Below are 26,612 nucleotides of genomic sequence, written 5' to 3'. Positions count from 1 at the left end.
AAGCGTCGATGGCCAGCTCGTCCCGCCGAGGACACCTATAAGCTTCATCATTCATGCTCCCTAAGTTATCTGTGTCCACCGGCGATGTCCCTCGTATGGCCTGCCGGGCAGTTCATCGAGGTCAGATCCGATCGAAAATCGATCCCATGCGCGGACTGAACAACCGATCATAGGTTCGGAGCAGAAAGGCATCTGTCATTCCTGCTATATGGTCGCAGATCACCCGCGTCGGTTCGGGAGCTTCACGATATCGGTCGTACGTGGGTCTCGGCAGCAAGGCCGCAGGGTCGCTGGACAATGCCTCGAAGACGGCGAGAACCATGTTCTTACCTTTGAATTCGAGGTGCTGAACGGCTGGGCTCAGAATGACGCATTTCGCAACAGCATTCTTCAGCGCTTCGACGAACTTCCTCGGCCGCGCCGATAGCGTTACCTCGTAGCGCAGCAGCGGCTCGTCGAAGGCATTCCTCGTCTCGATCTCGACGTTGGTGATGAAGTGATGCACCATCCGGTTGATGAAGCGCTTTCGGCCTCGTCCGCGGGCAGAACGGTCTCATCGGCCACTTCGGGCAATTCGTCTCCCGCGAGTTCGGCGCTGCGGCTCTCGCGGCGCAGGTCGTTGAGCGCGGTGTTGCGGGCGATCGTGCACAGCCAGGTGATCGGGCTGCCTTTGGCGGGATCGAACCGCCCGGCGCGGCGCCACGCCTTTACATAGACCTCCTGCAGCAGGTCCTCGGCACGCTCGCGGCCGCGCACGATCCGCACGATGGTGGCGAACAGCTTGGTCGATGTCATCTCATAGACGGTGTGGAGCGAAGCGCGGTCGCCCGCAGCGACCCCGGCCATGGCTTCGACAAGTTGCAACCGGCGATCGGACATCGTGCTCCCCCCGGGAGGGGCTGGCGTCATGAACCGCCGGTGTCAATCAATAGCATTCGCAAAAGACGGCAGTTTCTCAACTGGCGGCGGCTTTGCGCAGCGACGGCTTCTGGTGTCGGGCGGCGAGCCAGAAATTTCGGTGGTCGTGGCTCCGGCAACGTTGACTTGAGAGACATTGACGAATGGCAATTCGCTGTGACTTAATTGCTACAGGTCTACTCTCAAAATTGCATGCCTATCGCCCCCCCTACCTTCGATAGGTTCCGCCTGAATAGAGGGCGATATGAGATATCTACGTGACCGCGAATAGTCCCGCGGTATCAACTTGGCCCCAAAAGTGGGTTAGTGATTGGGAAGGGATGAGGATATGAATTTTCTTCGGCTGAAGGCCGGACTCGCTACGTCTGTCGCTGGTCTGGCAATGTTATCGACCCCTGTTTTTGCGCAAGATGCCCTTGAGCAAGAATCAAGTGTGCCGGATGCAACCGCGACGGGAGCTACTCTCGCGCGGCCGAGCAATGAAATTGTAGTTACTGCTCGTCGTACTGAAGAAAACCTTCAGGAGATTCCCCTTTCAGTTACCGCGTTTTCGGCGGAAGGTCTGGAGCGCAGCACAGTTCAGGAACTTTCTGACGTACGTGTTATTGCGCCAGGCCTTAACTTCAACTCGGAAGGCGGTAAGAATACCATCAACGTCAGCTTGCGAGGCCTCGGCCAGCTCCCTGTCGGCCTGGCAACTCCTGGCGTAGTTACTTACGTAAACAGCGTTGCGATCCCTAGTCTGGGATCGAGTATTCCTACGTTTGACCTTGAGGGCATTCAGGTACTGAAAGGCCCACAGGGAACGCTTTTTGGAAAAACGACACTTGGTGGCGCTATTCTGATCAATACAGCTCCTGCCGTCGATTATTTTGAAGGTTATGTGCAAGGCACCTTTGGGCGATTCGATTACATCGCGCTCGAAGGCGCGCTGAACATTCCGCTGATTGAAGACACGGCTGCGATTCGCTTTGCCGGACAGGTTCGCCGACAGGATCCACGCACGCCGGCCATCGATAACATACTCGCAGATCCGGTCGCCTACCCAGGTTTCGCCGATGTTGACGGTGTGCGGGATAACTATCCCGGATTCGACGATGTCGATCAGGATTCGGCTCGCGTTACCTTGTCGTTGACCCCAGGCTCGCGCCTCTCCAATACTACTGTCTTTGAATATTTCGAGGCGGACGAACTCGCGTCTTCGCTGTATGCTTTCGGGCAAGGTCCCGGCTTTGCGATTTTGGGATTAAGTCCTGCCGCCGTCGCCAATTTCACACCGCTTTTCGGTGGGCCGGCTGGGTTCAACCAGTTCCTGGCTAACGGAGTCACCGCGCAGCAAGTCTCTGCAGCTAACCCGCGCGGAGCGTTCGATGGCGGTATTAACGGGGGCCGCGCCTATCGTGAAACAATAGGGGTGGTGAACACCGTAGAGTATGAGCTAACTGATAATCTGACATTCCGGAACGTGTTTGGATACAGGGACACGGTCAATGAACAGCTTATCAACACGTCCGGTCTCCCGTTGTTGGACGATGGCGGGATCGATCTTGATCCGCGGCCTACAAACGAACTAATCACCGAACCACTCATCATCTATTATGCAGCGCAGCAGTATCGGCGCGATTATCTGGATATCGAAACTCAGCTTCTTTGGGAATCCGATACCCTCAGCGCGATTTTCGGAGTTTACTACAGTGAAGATGGCCCTTCAGGACAATCTGGGAGTGCTTTTACTCAGTTTTCTCCGTTCGGCCTAAATAACTATACTACAGAACACGTCACAAATCGGAACATTTCGGTCTTCGGTCAGGCAAGTCTTGACTTATCTGAAGATCTCACACTGACGTTGGGTGCTCGCCACGGCTGGGACAAGCAGCAATTCTGCTATCTGCCCGCCTTACCTGATGGGCCTCTTGATTACAGCGCATGTCTTGACGAAGTCGAAGCGGCCAACGCTCTTCCGACAGCCAGCGTGGACGCGAAGAGTGTCGGTGAGACCAAGGATACGGGTGTGGCATGGACCATCGGCCTCGATTATCAAGTCAACCCCGACCTGTTAGTATATATCACAAGCCGGCGCGGATACCGGCCCAGCATCCTCAATTACCCGATTTACGAGTCACCGCAGGTTACGGGCGACCCTACTGCGTGCGGTGGCTTCCAATGCGCTGATCTGCGCGGTTTTCAAACTGTGGATCAGGAACGCCTAACGGATATTGAAATCGGCCAGAAGCTCAATTTCTACGCCGGTGATGCAGTCGGACGATTGAACGTGGCGATGTTCTACTCTTGGTATGACAATGCCATCCAGTTCGTCTCAAACAGCAGTATTCCAGCACTCAACTTCGCACCCGACCGCTCGGCGGCGGCGTTCATCGCCAACGCGGCAAATTTGAATATCTACGGTGTGGAATTCGATTTCAGCATCTCACCTACTCGCAATCTGACATTGTCGCTCAACGGTGCCTATACGGAAACCGATGTCGCGGAACTTCTTCCTATCGACACTAGCGTTTTGCCTGGCTTTGGATCATTCACGGAAGATAGCGTCAATCGCCTCACGCCAAAATATTCAGGAGCCGCCAGTGCCTCGTGGACGCTTCCCATTCGTCCGCTGGACGGTGAAGTGGTGCTGAACGGCGATTTCTACATAACGGACGACTATGGCGGCCAGCAGGGCTTCCAACTCGAAGGTTATGAACTGGCAAATGTCAGGATTGACTGGAACGAGATCGGTGGAACTGGTCTCGACCTAGGCATGTATGTGAAGAACGTGTTCGACGCCACCTATCAGTCTGGCGTTTCAGTCCTTCTGCCCAATCAGCCGTTTAATTCGTTATACCTCGGCCCGCCCCGGACCTGGGGTGTAGAAGCACGCTACAGCTTCTAAGGCGCAAAAAACGGACAAGAAAAGGGCCGGGCGGGGGCGCCCGGCCCCTTTTCTTGTCAATTGAAAGGTTCGCGCGCTCCGCCTTCTCTAATTACGATATAGCCTAGAGCGGTTTTCGACCGTTCTGACTCGTTGAGGGTTTCCCCTTTGTCGTTGATTCTGATTCACGATGTTGCCGGCTCGCGCTTCGCCGCCAAGATGGTGATCCATCTCGGCGTTCAGGGCGCGTTCGGCCAGCGCTTTCTTTAGATAATCCAGCAAGCCGCCCTGATCCAGCGCCGTGGACCACGTTGGAAATTCCGACCGGCACTGCATCCGCCTCGAAGCCGAAAAGCGGATGGTCGGGGCCAACCCCCACGTAGCCCGAGATCGTTTCGGTCTTCTGGCGAAGCATGCTACAGCCGAGGCCGGTCTCTTCATCGACCCAGGAGACCTTGTCGGCCTCGTTGTTTCAAGGACCGTCGCTCGACGGCCCGCGATCGGGATTGTGATACACTTGCAACGCGGTGATGCTGGCGTGAGCAATCGGGTACCTATATTCGCAACGGCACGACCTCGCTGTTCGCAGCGCTCGACATCGCCACAGGAGCAGTGATCGGCAAATGCTAGAAGCGTCACCGGGCAACCGAGTATCTCGACTTCCTCAAGCAGATTGACGCTGCAGTGTCCGCACAACCGGACGTGCACCTCGTGATGGACAGCTACGCCACGCACAAGACGCCAAGGATCGAAGCTTGGCTCGCACGCCGTCGGCACTGGCAGGTTCACTTCACGCCGACATCGGCCTCGTGGACCAATCAGGTAGAACGCTGGTTCGCCGAGCTCAGGCGCAAGCAGTTGCAACGCGGCGTCCATCGAGCCTCTGCCGAGCTCGAAGCCGACATCCTCGCCTTTATCGAGGCGCACAACGAAACCCCAAACCCTATCGCCGGACCAAATCCGCTGACGAGATCCCCGCCTCGGTAAAACGCTTCTGCCAAAGGGCAATGAGGCGAACTTCAGTTTCAGGTGACTAGAGCCTACTCAATTTACTTACGCCGTTAGGCCGGCGCCAGCAATGCCGAAGGAGGGTAGAGTCCATCTGTCATTCAGCGCTAAGGTGATTAACTTGAAACTATTCCACAGAAGCCACGTTCAACCAGTAGGTCGGCTTTCGAAGGAGGTCTTGCATAATGAACCATGTAGCCAAAGTGATCGAAGTTGTTGGAACTTCCGAAAAGAGCGTCGAAGACGCAATCGACGCAGCAGTCGCGCGTTCAGCAGAGACGGTCGAGAACCTGCAATGGTTTCAGGTGACCGAAGTACGCGGTGCGATCTCGGATCAGAAAGTTGACCGCTATCAGGTCATGTTGAAAATCGGGTTCGGTCTGAACGACGATTAGTTTCATTCGAGAGTCTCGTTAGCGAGGGTTTCGAATAACGACCGGTCAATCTGTGTCCCAGATCACGTGTAGTGCATCGGGACCACGCATGTTCAGTCCGCGAATTTCCGGCTTTCGATAATCGGGATCAAGCCGCAGGTTCGGCAACTGGAGGATTTCCTCCAGCGCCACTTCCATCTCGGTCATCGCCATGTGCATTCCCATGCACATATGCGGGCCGAAGCCGAAACTGAGCAGCGGTCGCATCGGTCGTTTCAACCACAACCTGTCCGGGTTTTCATATACCTCCGGGTCGCGATTGGCTGAAGCGATGGAGCATAGCACTGCGGTGCCCTCGGGAATGATCACTCCCCCGATTTCCATGTCGCGTGCAGCAATCCTGGCAACGGCGCCGGCTGTGGGATCGCGGCGCATCGTTTCGGTAACGGCCTTGGGCACAAGCGAGCGATCCTGCCGCACTTCCTCCATCACCTGGGGATTTTCCAGCAGTTGCACGATCATGTTGGCGAAGCTGCGCGTGGTGGTTTCGCCTGCGGCAAGCAGCAGCATGCGGATGAAGTTGGCAATCTCTTCGTCGCTAAATGAATCGCCTTCATGCTCAGTGGTCATCATGTAGCCGAGGATATCGTTACGCATTTCGCCGCGTGCGCGATACTCCTGAACGATCGGCATCAGCGTTTCGAGCATCGACTGCCCGGCGACCATCGATTTCGGTATGGTAACCTTGGCCACCTCGGGGTCGGTTTGCGGTGCGGCAACCACCTGGATAGCCCAGCTTGCCAGGTTGCCCAGCAGATCCTCGTCGTGCGGGAAACCGAAATAGGCATACATGGCGCGGATCGGGAAAGGCAGCGCGAACTCACGCAGTAGGTCTGCCCTGCCTTTCGGACGAAGCTGCTCGACGAACTCGTTTACGACCACCGGGCGTATCAGCGTGTCCATCAGCTTTCTGATCTGGCCGCGCATGAACGGTTTTTGCAACGTTTTGCGATATTTCTTGTGCTCTTCACCATCCATTGCGGTAAGCAACAGATTGTCGACCGCAGCGCCGAAACCATCGGCGACGATGTGGCTGAGCCAGTCGTTCGGGTTCATCAGAACCGAGTGGATGTCGTCGTAGCGATACAAGGTGACGACGGGGCGGCCCGTCATCATGTAATCGGCCATGCTGGGTACGCGGCTTTCCTGCAGCAGGTCGCCGTGCATGACCGGGCACTGGCTCCGTCTGTACTCGAACATTGGGTAGGGGTTTGCCGGCGCTTCGCCGGAGTACCCATGCGTCACGAGCGAATAATCCTTGACCATCTGGTCGAGCATGGCGTCATATTTTTCGGTCATCTTGCTTCCTATCCCGCCCCGGCACGGTGCGCAGCAATCGCTTGCCGGCCGGAGATTTGCGCCTTGCAGTAAAGCGTGCGGTCAGGTCGCCTCCACCTATCTTAAGAACGGCTGACGGGACTGCAGCCCGCCGTGATGCCACTATCCGCCGTGTAACATGCACCATGTACCGAACGCGCACGCTCCGAGGCCAAGAACAGCATGGGTTCGACGATATCCTCGGGCTCGGACGGGGGGCGAAGACCGATGTACCGTTCGATCAGCGACTGGTTCGACTTTTCTATTCAAGAGGATATCGATGCCTGGTTTGCAGCTGCAGAAAGGCTCGATTTTGGTGCGCCGTATAATTCCGATCTACGTCCGTTCCAGCAAACCGGGGGGAAAGTTTTGTTCTGGAATGGAGTGAGCGACCCGTGTTGCTCCGACATCGAAACCGAAGAATTTTTCCGTCGAAGCTGGGAACAGGGCCGTTGGTGGCACGGAGGCTTTTCGTAACATGGTAGCTTATTATCGAATTCCCGGCATGGCGCACTGCGGCGGCGGAACCGGGCCCGCAGATGCGCCGGATCAGCTGTTGCAAGAACTGATCGAGTCGGTCGAGGATGATAGGGCACCAGGCCCGGTTGTGGCGCACCGAGGGTCCGATCGGGCGAGAATGGCTTTTGCCAATCAATCAGGCACAGTAGCGGGCGTTCCGGTTCCGCCTCCGACAGGAGCTGCGCGCGACTTTTTGCTTTGCCCGTATCCGATGACCGCCACTTTCACCGGCGATCCTTCATCAGATGGTGTCTACGACGCCAGGAACTGGGAGTGTAGAGGCCGGTGAAAGGAGGTTCGAAAACGATTTGATTATAGCCGGCTAGATGTTTGGTCCCGGGATTTGATGGGTCGGATCTGACGTAAAGCGTTGTGGCTCTTTTTGTCAGGTTTTGCAGATAGCTTCGTATGGCGTGAGGCCTTTGAGGGTCTTCAGGCGGCGTCCGAAGTTATAGGCAGCGATGAAGTCGGCGAGGTGCTTTCGCAGCTGGTCGTGGTTATCGTAGTGGTACCGTTTGACGGTCGCTTCCTTGATCGTCCGGTTCATTCGCTCGACCTGACCGTTGGTCCATGGGTGCCTCGGCTTGGTAAGCCGGTGATCGATGTCGTTTTGCGCACAGGCGAGTTCGAAGCTGTGGGCGCGGAAGATCTCACCGGCGGCGGTGGCCAGTTTGATCTCCTCGACCGCGGAGCCTGGATGCTTCGGGTCGGTGAAGTGGATGCCATTCTCGGTGAGCACTGTTTGCACCATGTACGGCACTGCGGCGATGCGATGGCGAAGGAAGTCGCTAGCGATCCTGGTCGTGGCCTTCTCATGCAGCTCGGCGAAGGCGAACTTCGAGGTACGATCGATGGCTACCAGCAGGTAGAGCCGGCCTTATTCGGTTCAGACCTCGGCGATGTCGATGTGGAAATAGCCGAATGGATAGCTCTTGAACTTGAGCTTCCTGGGCACGTCGCCTTCGATTTTGGGAAGCTGCGAGATTTCATGGCGCTGGAGGCAGCGGTGCAGCGACGAGCGGGTCAGGTGTGGGATGCTCGCCTGCAGGGCATAGAGGCAGTCGTCCAGTGGCAGCAATGTGTGTCGGCGGAAGGCGACGATTGCCGCTTCCTCCTCGATCGACAGCACGGTCGATCTGGCAACTTTGGGACCCGTGGGCAGATCGGCGGTGGAGGTCCGCCGCTTCCATTTGGCAACCGTCTTCTGGTTGACCCCGTAGCGCCTGGCGAGCATCCTCAGGCCCGCTTGACCATGCTGTATCGCTCGACGGACTGCCTCAGTCGTTGTGGCGCTCCTGTAAAGTATCTGGCCATAGCGCTTTCTTCCAGTTGACGGTAAATAGTGTACCATCAAATCCCGGGACTAAACATCTAGAGGGAGGCGTCGACTAGGCTGGCGGTTTCAAGATCCTCATAGGCTGTCGTAAGGCGAAGGTGGTTTATCAAATTGATTTCCCATCCGTAGTTGACGACGGGCGTGGTCAGCCATCCGATATAGACCGCCCAGACCATCATATGTCGATACTCGTTCCAGACCGTATCTATCGACGGCGGGCTAGCGACGCCTGCCTGCGACAGCCTATCGATATAAAAAGCGAGCAAGTCACGCTCGTTTGCGCGCCGATCTTCGATCGATAGCCCGGTCGCGATAATGTAGCTGACGTCGTGCATCGCATAGCCGCGTACCATGAGTTGCCAGTCAAGCAGTCCGGCGGAACCGTTCGGTAGACGGTAGGTGTTGCCAAGGTGAGTGTCGCCGTGAAGCAATGTCTGTGGCTGGGCAGATTGGTGGCGCTGCAGCGCCTGGACGCCCGCCAGAAGCCGCTCGGGCGTGGAGCGCAGCCGCTGCACCATCTCGCGCTTGAAGTTTTCGTTCTCCACCTCGTACGCAATATAGGCTGGGGCCACCTGATTCATCAGATGCGCGACTTTGCCCTCGACATGAGTCTCGACCCAGTCGAGATCGCCCGAAAACCGTGGAGAATTCCAGAAGCGGGCGTGAAGCCTGGCCAATTGGTCGAGTAGAAGGCGGATGTCGTCCGGCTCGGTGCGCTGCGTCGTATTGGGGAAAGTCGCGCCGCGTTCGGTCAGGTCCTCCAGCAACAGACCGAAATGGGTGGTCTCTGCATTGAAATCGCCTCCGAAACAGCGCGGGGCCTCGATCGTGAGTTCGGGACGAATTTTCAGATAGAAGGCGACTTCATTAGCGTAAAAGGGTGCCATCACCTCATCAATCGCGCGGGTCAGCTTGATGACCAGCCGGGTCGGCATGTCGGCTGGTGATCCATCGGCATAATCGACTTCGATTGCAACGCGTCCAGCGGTCGATACCATCTGTTCACCGTAAGTCTTGGCATCGATGGTACGCACCGCAGTGACGGATGCGGATGGTGCCGCGGTCGCCAGCAAAAGATTGATGTAATCCGGCGTAATCCCGTCGGTCGATGTCGGATGGGTTAGAGCCATGAGCCTTGTCCTTTTTCGCGCCTATCGGGTTAATTGGCAATCGGTGCTTCGCCCGCCGCAGGGCGAGTCCGTCACCTGTTCGCCGATCGAGGTGCCGAACGCCGTCATCATGGACTTTCCTGTCTCATCTTCTTTAGTTCGCGCAGTGCGCGATTGGCAGCGATGCGCCCGGCGATACCCGATACGCCGCCGCCCGGATGGGTGCCCGCGCCGCCGATAAGGAAGCCAGGAAATGGCGGCTTGGGGCCGCCAAAGCCCGTGGCGGGACGATGGACTCCAGCGCGCAGGGCACCGAAATCGACGTGGCTGACGCAGCCGTTGGTGACGTTTAGCCGCTTTTCACGCTCACGCGGGGTTTCGACGAAGCGGCCCACCTCGGTATCGAGACCGTCGTAGAATTCACCCAGTTGCGTCTTGATCGACGTCATTGTCCGGTCCTTGAGTTGCTGCGACCAGCCCTCGCACGCATCTACCGCGATGCTGGGGAGATAGACATAGGCCAGTGAGGCGCCCGGAGGAGCCTGCGTCGGGTCTGAGTTCGACAGCGGCGTCACCGACACCGCATGGCGCCGGGGAATATCGCCACGGCGGGCGGCGGCGAAGGATTCGCGCACTTCGTCGGGCGTGCCGATCAGGCCCACGGCCTTGTTGAGATCGGCATCGTCATGACGCAGATCCTGATGCTTCTTCAGCGTCAGCGGACCCGACAACGCCAGATTGGCGAGGAAGGGGGCAGCATTGGAACGGTTGGCCGGGGCATGTTCAATACGCTTCATCAGCGTGCGGGGCACGCCGCCGGGCGTGGTCAGGCGCATGGCCGTGCGCGGATCGCAGGTGGCGATCACCATATTCGAACGGATGACGCGGCCATCCTGCAGCCGCACCCCTTTCGCCGCGCCATCGTCGACGATGATCTCGGCAACTGGGGCGTTGAGTTCGATCTGCGCGCCCGACGCCTCGATACTGCGCGCGAGCGCGTTAGAGAACGACTGGAGGCTGCCGATGGGCTTGCCCGTGCCATATTTGTGGGTGACGGCGAAAATCATATAAGCGGCTGCATTGCCATCGTCGTCGACGGGGCCGGCACCCGCGGCAATGCCCAGCAGCAGGGCGATGGTCGCGGGATGTTCGAAACGTTCGCACGCGACTTGGTCGGCCGTGGCCTTGGATAGCGCCACCAGCTCGTCCTTCAGCCGCACGTTGCGCACTGCGCTGCCGATCATCTTGGACATGTTTTTCACGTCGGGACGACCAGGTTCCGACATCATGATCGGAAAGCCTATGTCCATCATGACGTTCAGCGTCTTCATGAACTCAAGATAGGCCTTGCCGTCATTGCGATTGATGCGCGCAATGTCTTCGGCCGTACGGCGATAATCATAGAACAGCGCGATCGAGCTGCCGTCGGGATGTAGATAGGCATAGGTCGGATCGGGATCGACCGTGCGCAACCCGTATTTGGGCAGGTCGAAATCCTCGATGATTCCGGATTTGCGGGCGAACAGCAGTTCCACGGCGCATGGCGTGACGAGGTGCTCGGGCGCTTCGGGGATCATATAGTCCGAACTGGTCATGCCGCCCACTTTGTCGAGCCGCTCTACGACGAGCACTTTCTTGCCCTCGCGCGCCAGATATCCCGCAGCGGCCATGCCATTGTGGCCAGCGCCAATCACGACGACGTCAAACTGGTCGGCTTCAATGTTGGGTTGCATTGCCATGATTCAGGCGTCTGCCGTTGCGGTATAGGACTTGCCCCATTCGGCCAGAGACAGCAGGCGCGTCTTGCGATCGCTCTGGATCTGCGGGATCCTGGCTTCGTCCGGACCATCGGGCACCAGCACCAGCGGTTCCTTGCCGAGGCTGGCTAGCGCCAGCGCGCATACGTCGTCAGGGTCATAGGCCATGGAGTAATCCATTCCCAGCCCTTCGGTAGACTTGCGCAGCGTGGGCGTATCCATGATCGGAGCGCCCATGCCAAGAATATCGACGTTCTGCCCGTCAAGTTCGGCCCAGAGCGATTCCGCGAAGTTCAGCTCGAACGCCTTGGTGGCGGAATACATGACGAGCCAGGGCTGACCGCCAAGACCGGCGCCCGAGGACATGACGATGATGCCGGCCTTGCCGCGCTTCACGAAGCGATTGCCAAAGCCGTGGGTGGCCTCCAGCACGTTGGCGGCGTTCATCGTCAGCAATCGCAGCGATCGTTCGACCGGCGAGGCGAGGAAGCTGTTACCCGCGCCGTCCGCACCGGCGTTGGAGATGTAGAGACCCACGTCGAGATCGGCGGTTTCCTCAACAAGGCGGGCACCGGCGCCCTGCTCGGTCAGATCGGCGACCAGCGTGCGGAATTCGATGCCGTGTTCGGAAGCGAGCTGCTTGCCCAGCGTGTCGAGCGCCTCTTGCCGGCGCGAGATGAGGACGAGGTTGATGCCATAGCCGCAAGCTGTTTGGCATAGCACGCACCCGTGCCGTCAGAGGCGCCTGCAATGACGGCCCACGGACGGTATTTCGTGGAAAAGGCAGACCGGTCGAAATCGGGCAGGTCAATCTTGCGCATAGCGTGTCTGTTCCTCTCAGTTGCCGCACGCGCGTGCAGGCCCCGGCGAAGCTGTTTGTGGCGCAGCCTATAGGTCCGCGAAGTAGCCCCCGCCTATCGAGGGGTAGGGGCTGGCAGAGAGGATAGCCGGGCCGGGACCGCTCAATGGTCCCGATCTTGCCGATAGACGATTTCGGTATAATGGCCGACCGTCGCGCGTGTATCGAGATAGGCGAAGCGGGCATGGTCCGTCGCGCCCTCCATCGGAATCGCAAAACCCCGCCGCGTGCTGGCGATAGCCGATATGGTGCAGGGCGATGGTCTGATCGTCCGCGGACAGCGCATCGAGATAGACCGAAGGACAGTCGAGGCGCGGTTCGATCAGTTCGATTTCGCCTGCTCCAGATTGAGGTGCGAAAGGGCGCGGATCATAAGCTGGTTCCCCTGCGCATCGCGAAGATCATCCAGCAGATCGATTCGCTGTGCGCCCATTTCGATTTCGAGAACGGCAAGGCCATTCGCGATGTTCCGGGTGACATAGCCGATCTGGAAGAATCGCCCGGAGGGTCCTGCATTTGCCGACATAAAGCTTGTCTTTCCGGTTTCGGCGCCCAAGGTCGAAGTTCCTATTTTCCGTTCACATCCCACAGTACATGAAGGGCATCAGGCCTGCGCATGTTGAGGCCTCGGATCTCGGGCGCTGGATAGTTCGGGTCGAAGCGCAGGCTCGGAAGGTCGAGGATCTCTTCCAGCGCGACCTCCATCTCGGTCAGAGCCATGTGCATGCCAAGGCACATGTGGGGTCCGAAGCCAAAGCTCAGCAGCGGTCCCATCGGGCGCTTGAGCCACAGCCGGTCGGGATCCTCGTACACCTCGCGGTCACGGTTGGCGGACGCGATCGAGCATAGCACCGCCGTTCCTTTGGGTATGGTCATCCCGCCGATTTCCATGTTGCAGGCGGCGATACGGGCCACGGCGCCTGCCGTGGGATCGCGGCGCATGGTCTCCATGACCGCTTTGGAGACCAGGCTGCGGTCCTGGCGCAGTTCCTCCAGCACGTCCGGCTGTTCCAGCAACTGGACCATAGGTTGGCAAAGCTGCGGGCCGTTGTTTCGCCCGCCGCCAGCAGCAGCATGCGGACGAAGTTCGCGATATCCTCGTCGTCGAATTTTTCACCCCTCATGCTCGGTCGTCATCATATAGACGGGGATGTCGTTACGCATTTCGCCACGCGCGCGATATTGCTGCACGATGGGCATCAGCGTCTCGAACATGGATTGCCCAGCGACGATCGACCGAGGAATAATGACCTTGGCGACTTCGGGATCGGTCTGCGGGGCGGCGACGACTTGGATGGCCTAGGTTGCCAGATTGCCCAGCAGGTCTTCGTCATGCGGAAAGCCGAAATAGGCGTACATCGTTGCGAATGGGCAAGGGCAGCGCGAACTCGCGCAACAGGTCTGCCTTGCCGTCGGGGCGCAACTTCTCGACGAACTCGTTCACCACCACCGGACGGATCAGCGTTTCCATCAGCTTGCGGATCTGCCCGCGCATGAACAGCTTTTGCAGTGTCTTACGATAATTGGTGTGTTCCTCGCCATCTATCGCAGTGAGCAACAGATTGTCGACTGCTGCCCCGAACCCATCGCCGACGATACAGCTGAGCCAGTCGTCGGGGTTCATCAGCACTCAATGGATGTCGTTGTAGCGGTACAGGGTCACGACCGGGCGGCCCGTCATCATGTAGTCGGCCATGTTGGGAATGCCGTTTTCCTGCAGCAGGTCGCCGTGCATCAAGGGGCACTTGGCGCGCTTCTCCTCGAACATCGGATCGGGGTTTGCGGGTGCGGCACCCGAATATCCGTGGGTGACGAGCGAGTAATCCCTGACCATCTGGTCGAGCATTGCATTATATTTTCCGGTCATTTGACTTTGCAATCCATGCGGTGCTGGCCAGCTTTCGCGGGCGCGTCCGAACCGAACACGGAGATGGACGTCCAGCAGCAGGCTTAGACGAGGGTAGAGCCGCTTGGCACCGCGGCTCCACCTGTCGCAGGAAGGGAAAGGCCCGCTTAACCGGCGGTGATGCCGCTATCGGCAATATAGCACGCACCGTGCACGGAACGCGCGCGATCCGAAGCCAGGAACAACAGGGGCTCGACGATGTCCTCGGGTTGCGATGGCGGGCGAAGGCTTATGTAACGGCTGATAAGCGACTGATCCGAGTCCTCGGGAAATTCGAGACCATCGACCATTCCGGTCAGCATTGCGCCCGGTGCCAGCGCGTTGATGCGGACTGGCTTGTGCATGAACTCCATCGCCAGTGATTTTGTCAGGCTGAGCAGTGCCGACTTGGTCGCGCCATAGGGCGCGGTATAGGCCTGCCCCAGAAACGCCGCGCTCGACACGACGTTCACGACATTGCCATGGCTTTCCACCAGATGCGGCATGGCCGCCTGCATCATGAAGAATGGGCCGGATACATTTGCCGCAAACAGCTTGTTCCAGTCTTGCGTCGTGACATCCTCCAGCGCATGAAAGCGCAAAATGCCTGCCACGTTGCACAAAACGTCGAGGCGGCCGAACGCATCGATCGCCGTCGCCACAGCTTGCGCACAAACCGCCGGATCGCCCAGATCGCCTGCCATGCTGGTGCATTTGCCTCCAGCTACTTCTATCCGCCGCGCGGTTTCCGCCAGCCCGTCGGCATTGATGTCGACAATGCATAGCCTGCCGCCTTCGCTTGCGAAACGGAGGCTGGCGGCGCGACCAAGACCCGATGCCGCGCCGGTGACAAGGACGACCTTGCCCGCGAGCTCCCCGACGCTCATCGCGCGTCCCAGACGAGCGGCAGGGTGACCGGCTGGATCATGCCCAGATGATATTCGAGCTGGTGGCCTGGCTTGATGCTGAACTGCGGGATGCGGCCGAGAAATTCCTCGAGCGCGATCCGCATCTCGCGCTTGGCCAGATGCATGCCGATGCAGGTGTGCGGACCATAGCCGAAGGAGACGTGACGCGGCCTGCGCCCGAAGTCGACGTCGTCTGGATTGTCGAATTCCGCCGGATCGCGTCCGGCTAGCGTGGTGCTCATCATCACCTTGTCACCGGGCATCATCTTCACGCCGTGGAATTCCGTTTCCCGCGTGCACGTGCGGAACGTGGTCACCGCGGCATAGGCGCGCATCAACTCGTCTATTCCATGGGGTATTTCCTCGGGGCTGTTGCGCAGGAATTCCTGGTCTTCGGGATGGCGGGCCAGATGGGTGAATTGGAGGCCCATGTTGGTTGAAACGGTATCGAGCCCGCCGATAAACAGGTTGAACGAGAAGCCGACCAGTTCATCATCGTTCAGTTTCGCGCCGTCGACATCCACTTGCAGCGCATAGCTTAGAATGTCGTCGCACGGGTTCTTGCGCCGATCCTCGATCTCCTCGCGAAGGAAGCCCACCACATTGCGCGTTGCTGCGGCCATCTTACCCATGTCCGAGACATGCAGAAGGTCATATTCCCATTCGAGGAACTTGCGCGTGTGTTCGAGCGGGAAATCCATCAGCTCCAAGAATACCTTGATCGGGAATTCGAAAGCGAATTCGCCCATGAATTCACACTCGCCGCGATGGCGGAAAGCCTCGACATAATCGATCGCATATTTGCGTATTTTGTCGTCGAGCGTTGACACCGCCTTGGGCGTGAACAACGGGTTCGCCATCTTGCGATATTTTGCATGATTGGGGGGGTCGACCTCGACAGGCGTATTGGTCCAGTTTTCGCCGATCAGTTTCGCATAGGGGGAGAAGTCCTTGCTCGAAAAGGTGTCCGTGTCGAAATAGATCTCGCGCAGATGATCCATACGGCGCACCACCCACGCCGGTGTGCATCCCGGGTACGCGTGGGGTGCATAGAAGATATCCTGACCTTGTGCATGGATTTCTGGCGCCCACTCAAGGTGCGGCTCTTCCTTGGTAGTCATGCCGAAAATGTACGGAAAATCTTTCACGAGTTCTGGCGGTACATGGTCGGGAATTGTCGGCTGGGGCAGTTTGGTCTGCATTTCTGGCTTCCTCTTCAAATGCGTCGCCCGGTCATGCGGTACACGCCGGCCTGTTGGTTGTTTTCAAATGGCAGACTATTGCCTAGACCCAAATCCAGCAAGTAGGATTACTTTTCAGAGGTAAGTCACCTTTTCATGACTAACTTATCGGCACGAGAGGAACATGACGTCAGTCCGGAGGAATATGAAGCGCTGCGCCGGGCGCTCACCATTATTTCGGGCAAATGGAAGCTGGAAATTCTCTGGCTTCTCTATCACCGCACGCACCGTTTTGGTGAACTTCTGAAGACGATCAACGGCGTCTCGCAGCATGTCCTCACCAAGCAGTTGCGCGAGCTGGAAGCCGACGGCCTTATCACCCGCAAGGTTTTTGCCGAAGTGCCACCCCGGGTCGAATATACCATGACCAACGCCACCCGAGAGCTGGAGCCGACAATCAAGTCCCTGATGGCATGGTGGGAACTTCACGGCAGCAATACGAAAGAGCAAACATGAGTGAGACAAAGCTGGCATCGGTGTTTTCCGAAGCCCGGACCTACAATGGTTACACCGACAAGCCGGTGCACGAAGACACGCTGAGGGCCTTGTACGATCAGTTGAAATGGGGACCGACGGCAGCAAATTCCTGCCCCGCACGTTTTGTCTTCGTAACCACTGATGACGCGAAGGACAGGCTGCTGGACTGCGTCAACGAAAGCAATGTCGCCAAGCTCCGTTCGGCCCCGGTCACCGCCATCGTCGCTGCCGATACGCGCTTTTACGAGGAAATGCACAAGCTCTTCCCGTCGCGCGATTTCGCTTCGGCCTTTGCGGGCAAGTCGGATGTTATAGCCGACCTGCTGGCGCGCAACGTGCCCCTGCAGGGCGCCTACATGATCATCGCCGCACGCGGCCTTGGCCTCGATTGCGGCCCGATGTCAGGTTTCGATGCCGAGGCGACCAATCGGGCCTTCTTCCCCGACGGACGCTGGCAGGTGAATTTTCTGTGCACCATGGGCTACGGCGATCCAGAGAGCCTGTTCCCGCGCAACCCACGGCTCTCGTTCGAAGATGCCTGCCTGATTGCCTGACCGCAAAGGAACTGACATGCCCCCATTCGACCCCGAAAAACGCGACCCGCTGACCGATTTCGAAAGGCGTGAGATCACCCTGATGGGCAAGACCAAGCGCGTTTACGTTGCGGGGAAGGGGCCGGCCGTTATCGTCATGTCGGAAATGCCGGGTATCAGTCCTTATGTCGCGCGTTTTGCCCGTTGGGTTTGCGATGCCGGATTCACGGTCTACATGCCTTCCCTGTTCGGTCGTGACGGGGTGATGCCCGGTGTTCCCGGCACGATGGTAACACTGGCGCGCACCTGCATCAGCCGGGAGTTCCGGGCCTTTGCCGCGAATGCTTCAAGCCCTGTAACGCGGTGGTTGCGCGCTCTGGCCGCACATGCGCATTCGGAATGCGGCGGCCATGGCGTGGGTGCGATCGGCATGTGCTTTACCGGCAATTTCGCATTGAACATGATGCTGGAAAAGTCGGTAATCGCGCCGGTGCTGTCGCAACCATCCCTGCCGATGAACGATGCAGCCGGGCTGGCCATCGACCCTGAGGAACTGGCCCGTGTGAAACAGCGGTTGGAGGATGATGACCTGACGGTGAGGGCCTATCGCTTCGAAGGCGATACATTCTGCCCCGCCGCCAAGTTCGCTGCCTACGAAAATGCGCTCGGAGACAGGTTTGTCGGAACAGTCCTGCCGGACAGCGCGGCCAATCCGGATGCGCCGCTAAAAACCCCGCATAGCGTGGTGACACTGCACCTGATCGACGAAGCCGGGCAGCCCACCGTTCAGGCGCGCGACGAAATACTGGGTTTCTTCCGCGCGCGCCTGATCGACGGTGTCTGAGCGTTCCTAGTACGAACCCGGAGGTGCAATCGGATCGCCACCGGCGAGCGCCCGACCCTGGATTTCGTAGCCGATTGTGGGAATATTCTGGATGTGCCGCAACGCCATGGAGACATCGCGCCAGTAGCGATTGATCGGCTTCTCTAGCGAGAAGCCGGAAGAACCAGCCTGGAACATCAGCGACTCGCTGGCGGCGTGGATTGTTTGCACCATCTGCGCTCCCGCGGCACGATGTCGGGTTTTTTCCTCAATCGTGAATTCCTCGCCGAGGCCAATACGGTCAAGCTTTGCCGTCAGGCTGAACAGAATCGCCTTGGCGGTCTCTATAAGCGCAGCAGCTTCACCAAGATCACGCATATACGCACCCGAATCAGTGCGCGGACCAATGGTGGTGGTCAGAACCGGCTTGCCGGATTCTGCAGTAACGATCTCCAGCATGGCTTCGACCGCACCGATAAGCTGGGCAAGACCGGTGGTGCGCACCATCGGCACCGCCGGAATGAGATCCGACGGGGCGCCGAAATGCTTCTTCGTGCGGTCGATCTGGCCGGCGCGCTTGTCCATCAGCACCATCTGACCCTCGGGGATGAAAACGTCTTTGGCAATCGCGGTATCCGATCCGGTGCCCTGCATCCCGCTGACGAACCAGGTATTCTTGATCTCGAAGTCGCTCATGGGGATGTAGCACATGCTGATGCCTGGAACGACGGGACCGTCGTAGTCTTCCAGGACAACGCCCTGCTGGGTCCAGGTCGCCTGGCGAGAGCCAGACATGTACGGCCAGGCTCCATTGATGATCCAGCCACCGTCCACCTGCCTCGCCTTGCCCGGAGGGTTATAGGCCCCGCAGACAGGTTCCGGGCCATTGGCAAAGACGGTTTCCTGCACGCTGTCGGGCGCAAGGCTGGTGACCCAGCTTGTCCCGTTGATGATCTGGATGACCCAGCTGACGGCCGGATCGCCCTTGGCGATTTCCATCTGCACGCGGCAGAAATCGGTAGGAGAAAGTCCGTAGCCCCCAAGACGCTGGGGGACGAGCAACTGCAGAAATCCCTCGTCCTTGAGCATCGCGTCGACAGCCTTTGTGGGGCTGCGGCGTTTCTCGCCTTCGGGGGCCTGCTCGGACAGAAATTCGCGCAGTTCCTTGGCCCGGTTCACAAGCTTGTCAGCGACTTCCTTGTCCGCCCAGCCAGTCTTTGTGTCTACAGGTGCTTCTGCCAGAGTAGCCATTTCATGCATCCTTTTTATAATTCAGGCGTGTTGGTGGGCAATCTCAAGCACCCACTCTTCCAGGTTGTCCGCGCTATCGTTCCATAGCGCGGACCAGTTTTCATCAGCCGGCACCAGCAGGGTGCTCAACTGGAGACGAACAAGTGTTTCGACGACCGCCTCTGCGTTGATACGCTTTCCCAACTTGTCCTCAACATGGGAAAAGGTCGGTTCGAGTGCGGAATAGACCGCCGCCTTGTAGCGATTGAAGCGGCTGCGAAAGAAGGAGAGGTGAAAGCGCGGCTCGACTTCGAAAACGCGGTCGGGCGAATTTTCATTGGTATAGCTTGCGTAGAAGTGCATCACCTTGCGGAAGCGCTTGATCGGATCATCGATGCCTTCTGCCGCTTCGCGAATTCCCGTTTCGAACCCTGTGCAAACGAATTCCGCTACTGCAGCGAGCACATCGTCCTTGTTCGAGAAATAGCGATACATCGTGCCACGCGACACGCCACTGGCCTCGATGATGTCGCTCATCGAGAGGCGCCTGACCCCCCTCTCGGCAATCGCGTCCAGCGCGCCGGAGAGTATCTTGATGACGCTGGGCGACGTGATGAGGTCGCCGGAGATGTCATTCGTGGTTTCTAGGCCAGGCTGGAACTTCATGTGCCGCCCCCTTCTAGTTCCTCGAGATTGTGAGGAATGCTGACGTAGCCCGGCAGGTTCTGCCCGCCGTCGACGTTGATCAGTTCGCCGGTCACGAAGGATGACATTTCCGATGCCAGGAAGACGACGACAGGCCCGATATCCTTCTCCGGGTCGCCCGCACGCTTGAGCGGATTGGTCGCGACCACATTCTCCAGAAAGCCGGGAACTTCGTCTACAAGCTTGGCGAAGACCTGCCCCAGTCCGGTGGGAGCGATAGCGTTTGCGCGGATATTGAAACGGCCCCATTCGACCGCCGCACTGCGCGTGAGCCCGACGATCCCCAGCTTGTTGATGTTGTAATCGCTGTGCAGCCAGGCTCCTGTCTGGGCATCTATTGAACTGAAGTTGATGATCGAACCGCCGCCGCGTGCCTTCATGTGCGGGAAGGCCGCCTGCATTGACCACCAGTTGCCCCAGATGCCGATTTCCATCGTCCGCTTGAGCATCTCGTCGGTCTTGTTTTCAAGCAGCACGCCGTCCGAGAGAAGCGAAGCGTTGTTGACGAGGGTATCGAGACCGCCTAATTCATCGACAGCGCGCTGGACCATCGCCAACACCTCTTCCTTTACGCCCATGTCGGCAGACATGCCGATGGCCTGCGTGCCAAATTCCTCGCGGATTTCCTTTGCCACACGTTCGGTTGCCGCGCCTTCGCGGCCAGTAATCAGCAGCGAAGCCCCTTCGCTTGCCATGCGGCGCGAGATGCCGTGGCCCAGGCCCTTAGCCCCGCCGGTTACAATCGCCACCTTGCCTTCGAGCAATCCGCTCATGCTGCTTCCCCTACCAATTTATCCATCTCCATGCGTTCTTCGCATTTTTCCCGGGTAAGGACGTAACCCTGGATTGTGTTGTCGTTGTCCACGAACAGGTGCTTGTCGCCGTGTTCGTCACTTTCCACTTCGCGCCACTCCCCCTTCACTGCGGCAGCCGGCGGAAGGAGGTTGATCGGGAACACGGTCGTCTTGACCTGCACCGACAGGGGCGGAAACCTAATTGGCGTCGGGGTGCCGAGTGCGCTGGGCGCAATGCCGCGCGCGGCCGCCATGATCGGCGTTACATAAGCGGCAAGTCCGTTGGGGTATTCTGCACAATCCCCGATGGCGTAGATGTCCGGCTCGCTCGTCTGGCCGTATTCATTCACCTTGATGCCGCGCCCGATTTCAAGGCCGGCTTCCTGCGCAAGTTTGACATGCGGAAGAAGGCCCACGGCCGAAAGGACGATATCGGCATTGATCCGGGTGTCATCGTCGAGCGTGGCAACATAACCCCGTTCGGTATGGCGATAGTCGATAGCCTCGACCTTGCGACCGAAATGCCATTCGACGCCCTTGTCCTGCAGCGTTTGGCGCACTTTCCTGCCCACGGCAGGTGGCACGAGCTGGGCCAGCGGCTCGTCCAGCATATCGACAACGACGGGGTTGTAGCCGTTCGTCACCAGATCATTGGCAAACTCCGTTCCCACGAGACCTGCGCCCATGATCAGGACGCGCGCGCCTTCGGGCAGTTCGTTGCGAAAGCGATCGTAATGCTCAAGCTGATTGACCGAGATCGCCCGATGCGCTGCGTCTCCGCCGATTTGCGGGCGGATCGGTTCGGCACCGGTTGCCAGGATCAGCGCATCGTATTGAATCGGACCGCCAGTGGTCAAAAGCGCCTTTCCCGCAAGATCGATAGCCTCTGCCTCGCGCCCGATGCGCGCATCGAGCTTGAGGTTTGCGATCATCTTTTCTGCCGGGGTGGTTACCAGCGCCTCACTGGTCTTTCCCTTGGCCAGGGCAGTTGAAAGTGCAGGCTTGGAATAAAAATGCCCGTCTTCCAGGGTCACCAGCACTAGGCGGGCTTCGGGCGAAAGGCGGCGCAGTTCGCGCAGCACTCCGAACCCTGCCAACCCGCTGCCGACGACCACGACGGTTGGTGAAGCGTTCTCGCTCATGTCAGTTACAGGAACACCGCAAAGTTGGACATGCCCAAGACCGACTGGTCGACGATTATCTCGCGACGGGCCAGCTTGTATTCGCCATCAACGTCACGCCAGATATCGCGGCGCTCTGCCGTGGTTCTCTCGTTGTCCGGGCTGTCACCGCGACTGCGCTCAAGGAAGAGGTAACTTACCACTTCGTATTCACCGGGAGTCGCGCACTCGCCAATACGGACATTGGTCACGAACCGGCGACACCGCGACGGCGGATCCTCGGCCCATGCGCTCTTTTGCAGACGACCGCTGCGCATCATCAGGGATTCGTAGTTCTCGTCGAAGTGAAACATCGTGCGCATGACGTCCCGGTCCCTGTTGGGGCCGGTGCGGGTAAGACGGATGGGCGCCTGGTAGATGATGTCCTGCGCGATCATGGCGATCCAGTCGTCGATCCGGCGTTCGTCCAGCGCGGCTGCTTCGTCGTAAAGCGTCTCCAGGATGCGATTGTAGACTTCCGAACCCAGCGGCACGCGCTTCTTGGAAACCAGTCCGCGCAAGATTGTGGTGGCATCGGGGGCGGCAGTCGATTTAGTTTTCCAGGTCATGTCGTCGTTCCCCCCTCACACTGCGTCCATCAGATCGTAATAGGCGAGCCACCAGTTCCACTGGGTATCGTCCTTGGTGAAGCCGGGATAAAGCAGGCCTTCGCCAACCCATCCTTCCGGTCGCTCATGGCCGTGCAGAGCCTTGTACTTAAGTGTGACGCCCTTGCTGACCGCGCCGCGTGCGTTCTTCATGATGACGGGCCACACATCGGCATCGTCCTGCTCGATCACGCCCGAGGTGCCGGTGTTCCAAATCGAGTTTTGCAGCATGTCCCGCTTCATCTGCTCGGGAGCATCCTTTTCGGCGAAGATATAGTTCGTGAACTCGACGCGATCCGGCCCCTTGGGCATATAGGTATGAAGCGTCAGCGCACCGGAAGATCCGCCATCCGTGCGCGGGGCAAAGATGAAGGCAATCAGCACGTTCGGGAACAGGCCGCCAACCTGCGGCGGAATGGTGGCTAGCTGGTTGACCTGGTCTTCACTCAGGTTCTTGAACAGTTCGGGGATCATTTCCTTGGTGATGCCAGGCGGTGTCAGCAACTCAAGCCGTTCGCGGGTGGACTTGCCTTCGAAGGGCACGTCGGCAAACATCTTGAAGGTCTTCTCGGCCTCGAGACAGCGGAGCGAATGCCCCTGCTTGCAAGAGATATCGACGCCATACATGCCGGGCGCCTGGTCGTAGATCGATTCAGCCGTGCCGCCCATTACGCCGCCCTCCATCAAGGAGCGGTGCAGGGTCAGCGTGTGGAACCCGTCGGAACCCGATTGTTCGCCCGGAACCTTCCAGTTGCAGGGCAGGACAAAGCGCTGCGGCGGGCCGAGCAGCTCCAGCCCGCTATCAGTGCGGCAGAACAACTGGTCCATGTAGTATTTGCTGTCACCCAGGAACTCGTCGAAAGACGGACCATCAACGTCCCAGGTGGCGAAAATCAAGCCGCCGTAAAGGTGCACTCTCGCCTTCTTCAGGCCGAGCGTCTTCTTGTCCACGTCATTGCCGTGCATCTTCTCGCGCTCCACCGGGGCGCCGATGAAATCGCCGTTAGGGCGGAACGCCCAGCCGTGATAGATGCACTGGTGAACACGCTTGTTGCCGGCTTCACCGAGGCATACGCGCATCCCGCGATGCGGGCAGACGTTGAGCGATACGTGGACGTCTCCGTCCGGTCCGCGCGCCACGATGACGTTGTCTTCCGCCATGTCGCGGACGATGAAATCGCCGGTTTCGGGAATCTCGCTTTCGTGCCCCAGCAACAGCCAGGTCTTGGCGAAGATCTTTTCCATCTCGAGCTTGTACAGCTCTTCGTCGGTCATGACGCGTAGCGAGACCTCATTGCTGTCTCGCATGATGAGATCGTCGAGCGAGGTTCCGTCGCGCAACGCGAGCTTTGATTTCTGCAGCATTTCAGCATCTTCTCCGTATCATTTTTTATAATTGATTCGCATCATACACATTGAATAATATCTGTTCAATATGTAAAGTGAACGTTGAGATGGAAAACGATGGAGAGATTGATGTCCGAAAAGGGAAAACTGAAAGTCGTAATCAACAAACCAGCTTGCTGCGGCTATGGCGTCTGCGCCGAGATCTGCCCGGAAGTGTACAAGCTTGACGAACACGGAATCGTCTACGTGGATGATGAGATCGTGCCGGAGGGCTTGGAAGATGCCGCGCGCGAAGGCGCCGATGCATGCCCGCAATCTGCCTTGGCGGTTGAAGACGCCTAGGATGTCGGCACGGTCGGTGGCGAAGGCTCTGGCGGTTTCGTGATCGATAGCCGCCGCCTTTTTCCAACCGTGGTGCAGGATAGCCTACCGTGTGGCAGGACCAAGGTTGTTGCACGTTCCCGATGTCCGCAGTGACAGAGGGAAACCGATTTATGCGTAACGAATTGAGCGGTCTGTTTTCGCCGTTTTCATGCAAGTCGCTGGACTTGGCAAGCAGGTTTGTAATGTCGCCCATGACGCGGCAATTCAGCCCCGGCGGTGTGCCGGATGAGAACGTTGCCGAGTATTACGCCCGCCGAGCCAGAGCCGATGTCGCCCTGATTGTGACCGAAGGCGTCGGCGTGGATCACCCTTCCGCGCTTGGCCAAGGGAGCATGGAAGAAAAGGACATTCCCGTACTGCATGGCGAACATGCTATGTACGGCTGGCGCGAGGTGGTGGACCGCGTGCATGAAGCTGACGGAAAGATCGTACCGCAGCTCTGGCACATGGGCGCGTTGAGGCAGGAAGGCACGGGGCCGTACCCAGAGGCACGCTCGCTTGGCCCGGCAAATATGGGCGAGGAAGAGATTTCTGACGTCATCGCCGCCTTCGCGCGCTCGGCCGCCAACGCAAAGGCTCTGGGCTTCGATGGCATCGCGCTTCATGGCGGACATGGCTATCTGCTCGACAGCTTTCTGTGGGAACAGACCAATACCCGCGATGACGAGTGGGGTGGCGATCCCACGCGGCGGTTGCGGTTTCCGGTGAAGCTGGTGGAGGCGGTTCGTGATGCTATCGGGCCTGATATGCCGATCATCTTCCGCATATCGCAATGGAAGTTGCAGGACTACGATGCTCGCTTGGCCGACAACCCCGAAGATCTTGGCGCGATCTGTAAGGCCCTGGCAAGCGCGGGTGTCGACATTTTCGACGTCAGCACGCGCGTATTTTCCAAGCCTGCATTCAATGGTTCCGAAATGGGCCTTGCCGGATGGATACGCAAATTGTCAGGCTGCCCGACGATGACTGTGGGCGGGATCGGTTTCGACAAGGAACTGGCGGCCAGTTTCACCGAGCAGACCACTGCGATCGATAATCTGGCCGAAGTTGTCCGCCGCTTCGACGCCGGTGAATTCGACCTGGTGGCGATTGGCAGGGCCTTGCTGATGGACCCGCAGTGGGTGCGGAAGGCGGAGGCGGGCGAGCCCTTCAAGCCATTCGATATCTCGGCCTATTCGCGGCTGGACTGAAGCACAGATCAGAAGGTTTCGGATGTTGCGTAGATATGCAGCCGCGCTGCATTGGCATTGCCTGTCTGTTCACACATGAAGCGGACGGCGCGGGCGATCTCTTCAGGCTGCATTGCCGGGATGTATTCGTCCCAGCCGGGTTCTCCCTTGGCCTTCATCTCGGAGAAAATCTCGGTCGAAGTCGTGCCCGGTGCCACGATGCCGACGCGCACGCCCGAACCGGCAAGCTCGACACGCAGGACTTCGGTAAATCGTTCGAGAGCTGCTTTCAGCCCACCGTAGACCCCAGTGCCGGCGGCTGCGATGCCGGCACCGATGCTGGATATATTGACGATCTGCCCGGTGCCCCGTGCCTTCATCAACCTGGCTGCGATGATGCTTGATCGCACGACGGCCGAATAGTTGATCGCGATCATCCGGTCGAGTTCGGCAAGGTCGAAATCGTCATGGTGGCTCGTGCGCAGGATACCGGCATTGTTCACGAGTATATCGACCGTGCCGAAGGTTTTTTCCGCATGATCTAGCACCGACTGTGCTGCGGCATGTTCGGCAAGGTCGATCGAAAGTATTTGCGTACCGACGCCGATTTCCTGCTGCAAGGCTTTGAGGCGGTCTTCCCGCCGCGCGACAAGCAGCAGCTTTGCGCCGCCTTCGGCAAGTGCTTTCGCAGTTGCGGTGCCGATACCTGCCGATGCTCCGGTCACGATGGCGACCTTGCCTTCGAGTTGCATGTCCTGTGTCCTTGTCATTCGAGGATCATCGCCGTGAAAGTCTGCCGCGCGATCTTCCAGCCATCGCCCGTCCGCACAAGAAAATCCTCATGGGTGCCGATCCCGCGATGAACAGGACCCTTTTCATTCACCTGTCGCGAGAGCGCATCGACATAGCACAGCGAGCTTGCTCCTCCGCTTATAGCGGCAAGCTGGATGTTGCTGATACGGTGCAGCGTTGCGCCGAGACCGGAATGCGCATTACGCATGTAATCGGCCAGATCGACCAGATTGTTCCAGCAGCCGAAGTTGCCGCAATCAGCCTGGCAATCGGCGGTGAAACAGCTGCGAAACAAGGCCCAGTCACGTGTATCGATACTGTTGGCATAGGCGATGAGAACGGCGCTTATGGAACGTTCATCCTGGCTACTCAGCCCGCTTTCGATCCGGCGGTAGACATTCATGGCATCAGCCTCTTCGCGACGTTCATA

The 26,612-nt window shown here is 58.6% G+C and carries 29 protein-coding genes and 3 pseudogenes; 10 read left to right on the top strand and 22 right to left on the bottom strand.

Features of this window, described 5'->3' with window-relative positions; all coding sequences use genetic code 11:
• Nucleotides 1-121: 121 nt before the first annotated feature.
• Nucleotides 122-508, bottom strand: coding sequence for a hypothetical protein (locus RM533_RS09235; protein ID WP_311340946.1), 387 nt, complete (start codon nucleotides 506-508; stop codon nucleotides 122-124).
• Nucleotides 430-909, bottom strand: coding sequence for an RNA polymerase sigma factor (locus RM533_RS09230; RefSeq protein WP_311340945.1), 480 nt, complete (start codon nucleotides 907-909; stop codon nucleotides 430-432). The genes RM533_RS09235 and RM533_RS09230 overlap by 79 nt, the downstream gene beginning before the upstream one ends.
• Before the next feature lie 337 nt (nucleotides 910-1,246).
• Here RM533_RS09230 and RM533_RS09225 point away from each other — a divergent pair, with 337 nt between their 5' ends.
• Nucleotides 1,247-3,808, top strand: coding sequence for a TonB-dependent receptor (locus RM533_RS09225; protein ID WP_311340944.1), 2,562 nt, complete (start codon nucleotides 1,247-1,249; stop codon nucleotides 3,806-3,808).
• A 162-nt stretch (nucleotides 3,809-3,970) separates the two neighbouring features.
• Here the strand turns inward: RM533_RS09225 and RM533_RS13695 are convergent.
• Nucleotides 3,971-4,093 (bottom strand): annotated as a pseudogene (locus RM533_RS13695) (IS256-like element ISSpwi2 family transposase); the annotation flags it as partial.
• Between the two features lie 246 nt (nucleotides 4,094-4,339).
• On the opposite strand from RM533_RS13695, the pseudogene RM533_RS09220 reads away from it, so the two are divergent.
• Nucleotides 4,340-4,824, top strand: a pseudogene (locus RM533_RS09220) (IS630 family transposase); the annotation flags it as partial.
• A 156-nt stretch (nucleotides 4,825-4,980) separates the two neighbouring features.
• Entirely contained in the window at nucleotides 4,981-5,190 is a 210-nt protein-coding gene (locus tag RM533_RS09215) for a dodecin (RefSeq protein ID WP_311340943.1), read from the top strand.
• 45 nt (nucleotides 5,191-5,235) lie between these two features.
• Here RM533_RS09215 and RM533_RS09210 read toward each other — a convergent pair whose 3' ends face one another.
• Complete coding sequence (locus tag RM533_RS09210; RefSeq protein WP_311340942.1) at nucleotides 5,236-6,528, bottom strand: cytochrome P450; 1,293 nt, start codon at nucleotides 6,526-6,528, stop codon at nucleotides 5,236-5,238.
• A 246-nt stretch (nucleotides 6,529-6,774) separates the two neighbouring features.
• Between RM533_RS09210 and RM533_RS09205 the strand changes: the two genes are divergently transcribed.
• On the top strand, nucleotides 6,775-7,023 hold the full coding sequence (locus RM533_RS09205; RefSeq protein WP_311340941.1) for a hypothetical protein: 249 nt from the start codon (nucleotides 6,775-6,777) through the stop codon (nucleotides 7,021-7,023).
• A gap of 1 nt (nucleotide 7,024) precedes the next feature.
• The gene (locus tag RM533_RS13690) at nucleotides 7,025-7,354 is read left to right on the top strand and encodes a tannase/feruloyl esterase family alpha/beta hydrolase (RefSeq protein ID WP_432265052.1); all 330 of its coding nucleotides are present in this window, start codon (nucleotides 7,025-7,027) and stop codon (nucleotides 7,352-7,354) included.
• A 33-nt stretch (nucleotides 7,355-7,387) separates the two neighbouring features.
• Here the strand turns inward: RM533_RS13690 and RM533_RS09200 are convergent.
• The 10 genes and pseudogenes from RM533_RS09200 to RM533_RS09155 form a co-directional block, all read right to left on the bottom strand.
• A pseudogene (locus RM533_RS09200) lies at nucleotides 7,388-8,416 on the bottom strand (IS481 family transposase).
• 20 nt (nucleotides 8,417-8,436) lie between these two features.
• On the bottom strand, nucleotides 8,437-9,531 hold the full coding sequence (locus RM533_RS09195) for a phosphotransferase (RefSeq protein ID WP_311340940.1): 1,095 nt from the start codon (nucleotides 9,529-9,531) through the stop codon (nucleotides 8,437-8,439).
• 107 nt (nucleotides 9,532-9,638) lie between these two features.
• Complete coding sequence (locus RM533_RS09190) at nucleotides 9,639-11,180, bottom strand: phytoene desaturase family protein (RefSeq protein ID WP_432265054.1); 1,542 nt, start codon at nucleotides 11,178-11,180, stop codon at nucleotides 9,639-9,641.
• 72 nt (nucleotides 11,181-11,252) lie between these two features.
• Entirely contained in the window at nucleotides 11,253-11,990 is a 738-nt protein-coding gene (locus RM533_RS09185) for an SDR family NAD(P)-dependent oxidoreductase (RefSeq protein WP_311340939.1), read from the bottom strand.
• A 458-nt stretch (nucleotides 11,991-12,448) separates the two neighbouring features.
• Nucleotides 12,449-12,682, bottom strand: coding sequence for a hypothetical protein (locus RM533_RS09180; RefSeq protein WP_311340938.1), 234 nt, complete (start codon nucleotides 12,680-12,682; stop codon nucleotides 12,449-12,451).
• A gap of 11 nt (nucleotides 12,683-12,693) precedes the next feature.
• Entirely contained in the window at nucleotides 12,694-13,143 is a 450-nt protein-coding gene (locus RM533_RS09175; RefSeq protein WP_311340937.1) for a cytochrome P450, read from the bottom strand.
• A gap of 313 nt (nucleotides 13,144-13,456) precedes the next feature.
• Complete coding sequence (locus RM533_RS09170; protein WP_311340936.1) at nucleotides 13,457-13,750, bottom strand: cytochrome P450 family protein; 294 nt, start codon at nucleotides 13,748-13,750, stop codon at nucleotides 13,457-13,459.
• Nucleotides 13,751-13,756: 6 nt separating this feature from the next.
• Nucleotides 13,757-13,993: a hypothetical protein gene (locus RM533_RS09165; protein WP_311340935.1), complete on the bottom strand. Its 237-nt coding sequence runs from the start codon at nucleotides 13,991-13,993 to the stop codon at nucleotides 13,757-13,759.
• A 146-nt stretch (nucleotides 13,994-14,139) separates the two neighbouring features.
• Complete coding sequence (locus RM533_RS09160) at nucleotides 14,140-14,898, bottom strand: SDR family NAD(P)-dependent oxidoreductase (protein ID WP_311340934.1); 759 nt, start codon at nucleotides 14,896-14,898, stop codon at nucleotides 14,140-14,142.
• A complete protein-coding gene (locus RM533_RS09155; RefSeq protein ID WP_311340933.1) occupies nucleotides 14,895-16,121 on the bottom strand; it encodes a cytochrome P450 in 1,227 nt (408 codons plus the stop codon). The genes RM533_RS09160 and RM533_RS09155 overlap by 4 nt, the downstream gene beginning before the upstream one ends.
• Nucleotides 16,122-16,256: 135 nt before the next feature.
• Between RM533_RS09155 and RM533_RS09150 the strand changes: the two genes are divergently transcribed.
• The 3 genes from RM533_RS09150 to RM533_RS09140 are packed head-to-tail and all read left to right on the top strand — an operon-like array spanning nucleotide 16,257 to nucleotide 18,014.
• The gene (locus RM533_RS09150; RefSeq protein ID WP_311340932.1) at nucleotides 16,257-16,616 is read left to right on the top strand and encodes a winged helix-turn-helix transcriptional regulator; all 360 of its coding nucleotides are present in this window, start codon (nucleotides 16,257-16,259) and stop codon (nucleotides 16,614-16,616) included.
• Nucleotides 16,613-17,191 carry a malonic semialdehyde reductase gene (locus RM533_RS09145; protein WP_311340931.1) on the top strand — a complete coding sequence of 193 codons (579 nt, stop codon included), beginning with the start codon at nucleotides 16,613-16,615 and terminating at the stop codon, nucleotides 17,189-17,191. Before RM533_RS09150 ends, RM533_RS09145 begins: the two co-directional genes overlap by 4 nt.
• A 16-nt stretch (nucleotides 17,192-17,207) precedes the next feature.
• Nucleotides 17,208-18,014, top strand: a complete 807-nt coding sequence (locus RM533_RS09140; RefSeq protein ID WP_311340930.1) for a dienelactone hydrolase family protein — start codon at nucleotides 17,208-17,210, stop codon at nucleotides 18,012-18,014.
• Nucleotides 18,015-18,020: 6 nt separating this feature from the next.
• On the opposite strand, the gene RM533_RS09135 is transcribed toward RM533_RS09140, so the two are convergent.
• The 6 genes from RM533_RS09135 to RM533_RS09110 are packed head-to-tail and all read right to left on the bottom strand — an operon-like array spanning nucleotide 18,021 to nucleotide 23,855.
• Nucleotides 18,021-19,244, bottom strand: coding sequence for an acyl-CoA dehydrogenase family protein (locus RM533_RS09135; RefSeq protein WP_311340929.1), 1,224 nt, complete (start codon nucleotides 19,242-19,244; stop codon nucleotides 18,021-18,023).
• Between the two features lie 21 nt (nucleotides 19,245-19,265).
• Nucleotides 19,266-19,889, bottom strand: coding sequence for a TetR/AcrR family transcriptional regulator (locus RM533_RS09130; protein ID WP_311340928.1), 624 nt, complete (start codon nucleotides 19,887-19,889; stop codon nucleotides 19,266-19,268).
• Nucleotides 19,886-20,701: an SDR family NAD(P)-dependent oxidoreductase gene (locus tag RM533_RS09125; protein ID WP_311340927.1), complete on the bottom strand. Its 816-nt coding sequence runs from the start codon at nucleotides 20,699-20,701 to the stop codon at nucleotides 19,886-19,888. The genes RM533_RS09130 and RM533_RS09125 overlap by 4 nt, the downstream gene beginning before the upstream one ends.
• Entirely contained in the window at nucleotides 20,698-21,864 is a 1,167-nt protein-coding gene (locus RM533_RS09120; RefSeq protein ID WP_311340926.1) for an NAD(P)/FAD-dependent oxidoreductase, read from the bottom strand. Before RM533_RS09120 ends, RM533_RS09125 begins: the two co-directional genes overlap by 4 nt.
• A gap of 5 nt (nucleotides 21,865-21,869) precedes the next feature.
• A complete protein-coding gene (locus RM533_RS09115) occupies nucleotides 21,870-22,451 on the bottom strand; it encodes an aromatic-ring-hydroxylating dioxygenase subunit beta (RefSeq protein WP_311340925.1) in 582 nt (193 codons plus the stop codon).
• A gap of 15 nt (nucleotides 22,452-22,466) precedes the next feature.
• Nucleotides 22,467-23,855 (bottom strand): aromatic ring-hydroxylating dioxygenase subunit alpha, encoded by a 1,389-nt coding sequence (locus RM533_RS09110; protein ID WP_311340924.1) that lies wholly within the window; start codon nucleotides 23,853-23,855, stop codon nucleotides 22,467-22,469.
• A gap of 111 nt (nucleotides 23,856-23,966) precedes the next feature.
• Between RM533_RS09110 and RM533_RS09105 the strand changes: the two genes are divergently transcribed.
• The gene (locus tag RM533_RS09105; protein WP_311340923.1) at nucleotides 23,967-24,179 is read left to right on the top strand and encodes a ferredoxin; all 213 of its coding nucleotides are present in this window, start codon (nucleotides 23,967-23,969) and stop codon (nucleotides 24,177-24,179) included.
• A gap of 122 nt (nucleotides 24,180-24,301) precedes the next feature.
• Nucleotides 24,302-25,411 (top strand): oxidoreductase, encoded by a 1,110-nt coding sequence (locus RM533_RS09100; protein WP_311340922.1) that lies wholly within the window; start codon nucleotides 24,302-24,304, stop codon nucleotides 25,409-25,411.
• Nucleotides 25,412-25,419: 8 nt separating this feature from the next.
• On the opposite strand, the gene RM533_RS09095 is transcribed toward RM533_RS09100, so the two are convergent.
• Nucleotides 25,420-26,160, bottom strand: a complete 741-nt coding sequence (locus RM533_RS09095) for an SDR family oxidoreductase (protein WP_311340921.1) — start codon at nucleotides 26,158-26,160, stop codon at nucleotides 25,420-25,422.
• Nucleotides 26,157-26,585: a nuclear transport factor 2 family protein gene (locus tag RM533_RS09090; RefSeq protein ID WP_311340920.1), complete on the bottom strand. Its 429-nt coding sequence runs from the start codon at nucleotides 26,583-26,585 to the stop codon at nucleotides 26,157-26,159. Before RM533_RS09090 ends, RM533_RS09095 begins: the two co-directional genes overlap by 4 nt.
• Between the last annotated feature and the right edge of the window lie 27 nt (nucleotides 26,586-26,612).

This window comes from Croceicoccus esteveae (genome assembly GCF_031846435.1).
GTDB classification, from domain to species: domain Bacteria; phylum Pseudomonadota; class Alphaproteobacteria; order Sphingomonadales; family Sphingomonadaceae; genus Croceicoccus; species Croceicoccus esteveae.
This window is presented reverse-complemented; position numbering and strand designations above follow the sequence as displayed.

Bases quoted from the DNA above. Each gene is read 5' to 3' on its own strand.
- RM533_RS09235 (WP_311340946.1), bottom strand. From the start codon at position 508: ATGGTGCATCACTTCATCACCAACGTCGAGATCGAGACGAGGAATGCC.
- RM533_RS09230 (WP_311340945.1), bottom strand. From the start codon at position 909: ATGACGCCAGCCCCTCCCGGGGGGAGCACGATGTCCGATCGCCGGTTG.
- RM533_RS09225 (WP_311340944.1), top strand. From the start codon at position 1,247: ATGAATTTTCTTCGGCTGAAGGCCGGACTCGCTACGTCTGTCGCTGGT.
- RM533_RS09215 (WP_311340943.1), top strand. From the start codon at position 4,981: ATGAACCATGTAGCCAAAGTGATCGAAGTTGTTGGAACTTCCGAAAAG.
- RM533_RS09210 (WP_311340942.1), bottom strand. From the start codon at position 6,528: ATGACCGAAAAATATGACGCCATGCTCGACCAGATGGTCAAGGATTAT.
- RM533_RS09205 (WP_311340941.1), top strand. From the start codon at position 6,775: ATGTACCGTTCGATCAGCGACTGGTTCGACTTTTCTATTCAAGAGGAT.
- RM533_RS13690 (WP_432265052.1), top strand. From the start codon at position 7,025: ATGGTAGCTTATTATCGAATTCCCGGCATGGCGCACTGCGGCGGCGGA.
- RM533_RS09195 (WP_311340940.1), bottom strand. From the start codon at position 9,531: ATGGCTCTAACCCATCCGACATCGACCGACGGGATTACGCCGGATTAC.
- RM533_RS09190 (WP_432265054.1), bottom strand. From the start codon at position 11,180: ATGGCCGCTGCGGGATATCTGGCGCGCGAGGGCAAGAAAGTGCTCGTC.
- RM533_RS09170 (WP_311340936.1), bottom strand. From the start codon at position 13,750: ATGAACCCCGACGACTGGCTCAGCTGTATCGTCGGCGATGGGTTCGGG.
- RM533_RS09165 (WP_311340935.1), bottom strand. From the start codon at position 13,993: ATGACCGGAAAATATAATGCAATGCTCGACCAGATGGTCAGGGATTAC.
- RM533_RS09160 (WP_311340934.1), bottom strand. From the start codon at position 14,898: ATGAGCGTCGGGGAGCTCGCGGGCAAGGTCGTCCTTGTCACCGGCGCG.
- RM533_RS09155 (WP_311340933.1), bottom strand. From the start codon at position 16,121: ATGCAGACCAAACTGCCCCAGCCGACAATTCCCGACCATGTACCGCCA.
- RM533_RS09150 (WP_311340932.1), top strand. From the start codon at position 16,257: ATGACTAACTTATCGGCACGAGAGGAACATGACGTCAGTCCGGAGGAA.
- RM533_RS09145 (WP_311340931.1), top strand. From the start codon at position 16,613: ATGAGTGAGACAAAGCTGGCATCGGTGTTTTCCGAAGCCCGGACCTAC.
- RM533_RS09140 (WP_311340930.1), top strand. From the start codon at position 17,208: ATGCCCCCATTCGACCCCGAAAAACGCGACCCGCTGACCGATTTCGAA.
- RM533_RS09135 (WP_311340929.1), bottom strand. From the start codon at position 19,244: ATGGCTACTCTGGCAGAAGCACCTGTAGACACAAAGACTGGCTGGGCG.
- RM533_RS09130 (WP_311340928.1), bottom strand. From the start codon at position 19,889: ATGAAGTTCCAGCCTGGCCTAGAAACCACGAATGACATCTCCGGCGAC.
- RM533_RS09125 (WP_311340927.1), bottom strand. From the start codon at position 20,701: ATGAGCGGATTGCTCGAAGGCAAGGTGGCGATTGTAACCGGCGGGGCT.
- RM533_RS09120 (WP_311340926.1), bottom strand. From the start codon at position 21,864: ATGAGCGAGAACGCTTCACCAACCGTCGTGGTCGTCGGCAGCGGGTTG.
- RM533_RS09115 (WP_311340925.1), bottom strand. From the start codon at position 22,451: ATGACCTGGAAAACTAAATCGACTGCCGCCCCCGATGCCACCACAATC.
- RM533_RS09110 (WP_311340924.1), bottom strand. From the start codon at position 23,855: ATGCTGCAGAAATCAAAGCTCGCGTTGCGCGACGGAACCTCGCTCGAC.
- RM533_RS09105 (WP_311340923.1), top strand. From the start codon at position 23,967: ATGTCCGAAAAGGGAAAACTGAAAGTCGTAATCAACAAACCAGCTTGC.
- RM533_RS09100 (WP_311340922.1), top strand. From the start codon at position 24,302: ATGTCCGCAGTGACAGAGGGAAACCGATTTATGCGTAACGAATTGAGC.
- RM533_RS09095 (WP_311340921.1), bottom strand. From the start codon at position 26,160: ATGACAAGGACACAGGACATGCAACTCGAAGGCAAGGTCGCCATCGTG.
- RM533_RS09090 (WP_311340920.1), bottom strand. From the start codon at position 26,585: ATGAATGTCTACCGCCGGATCGAAAGCGGGCTGAGTAGCCAGGATGAA.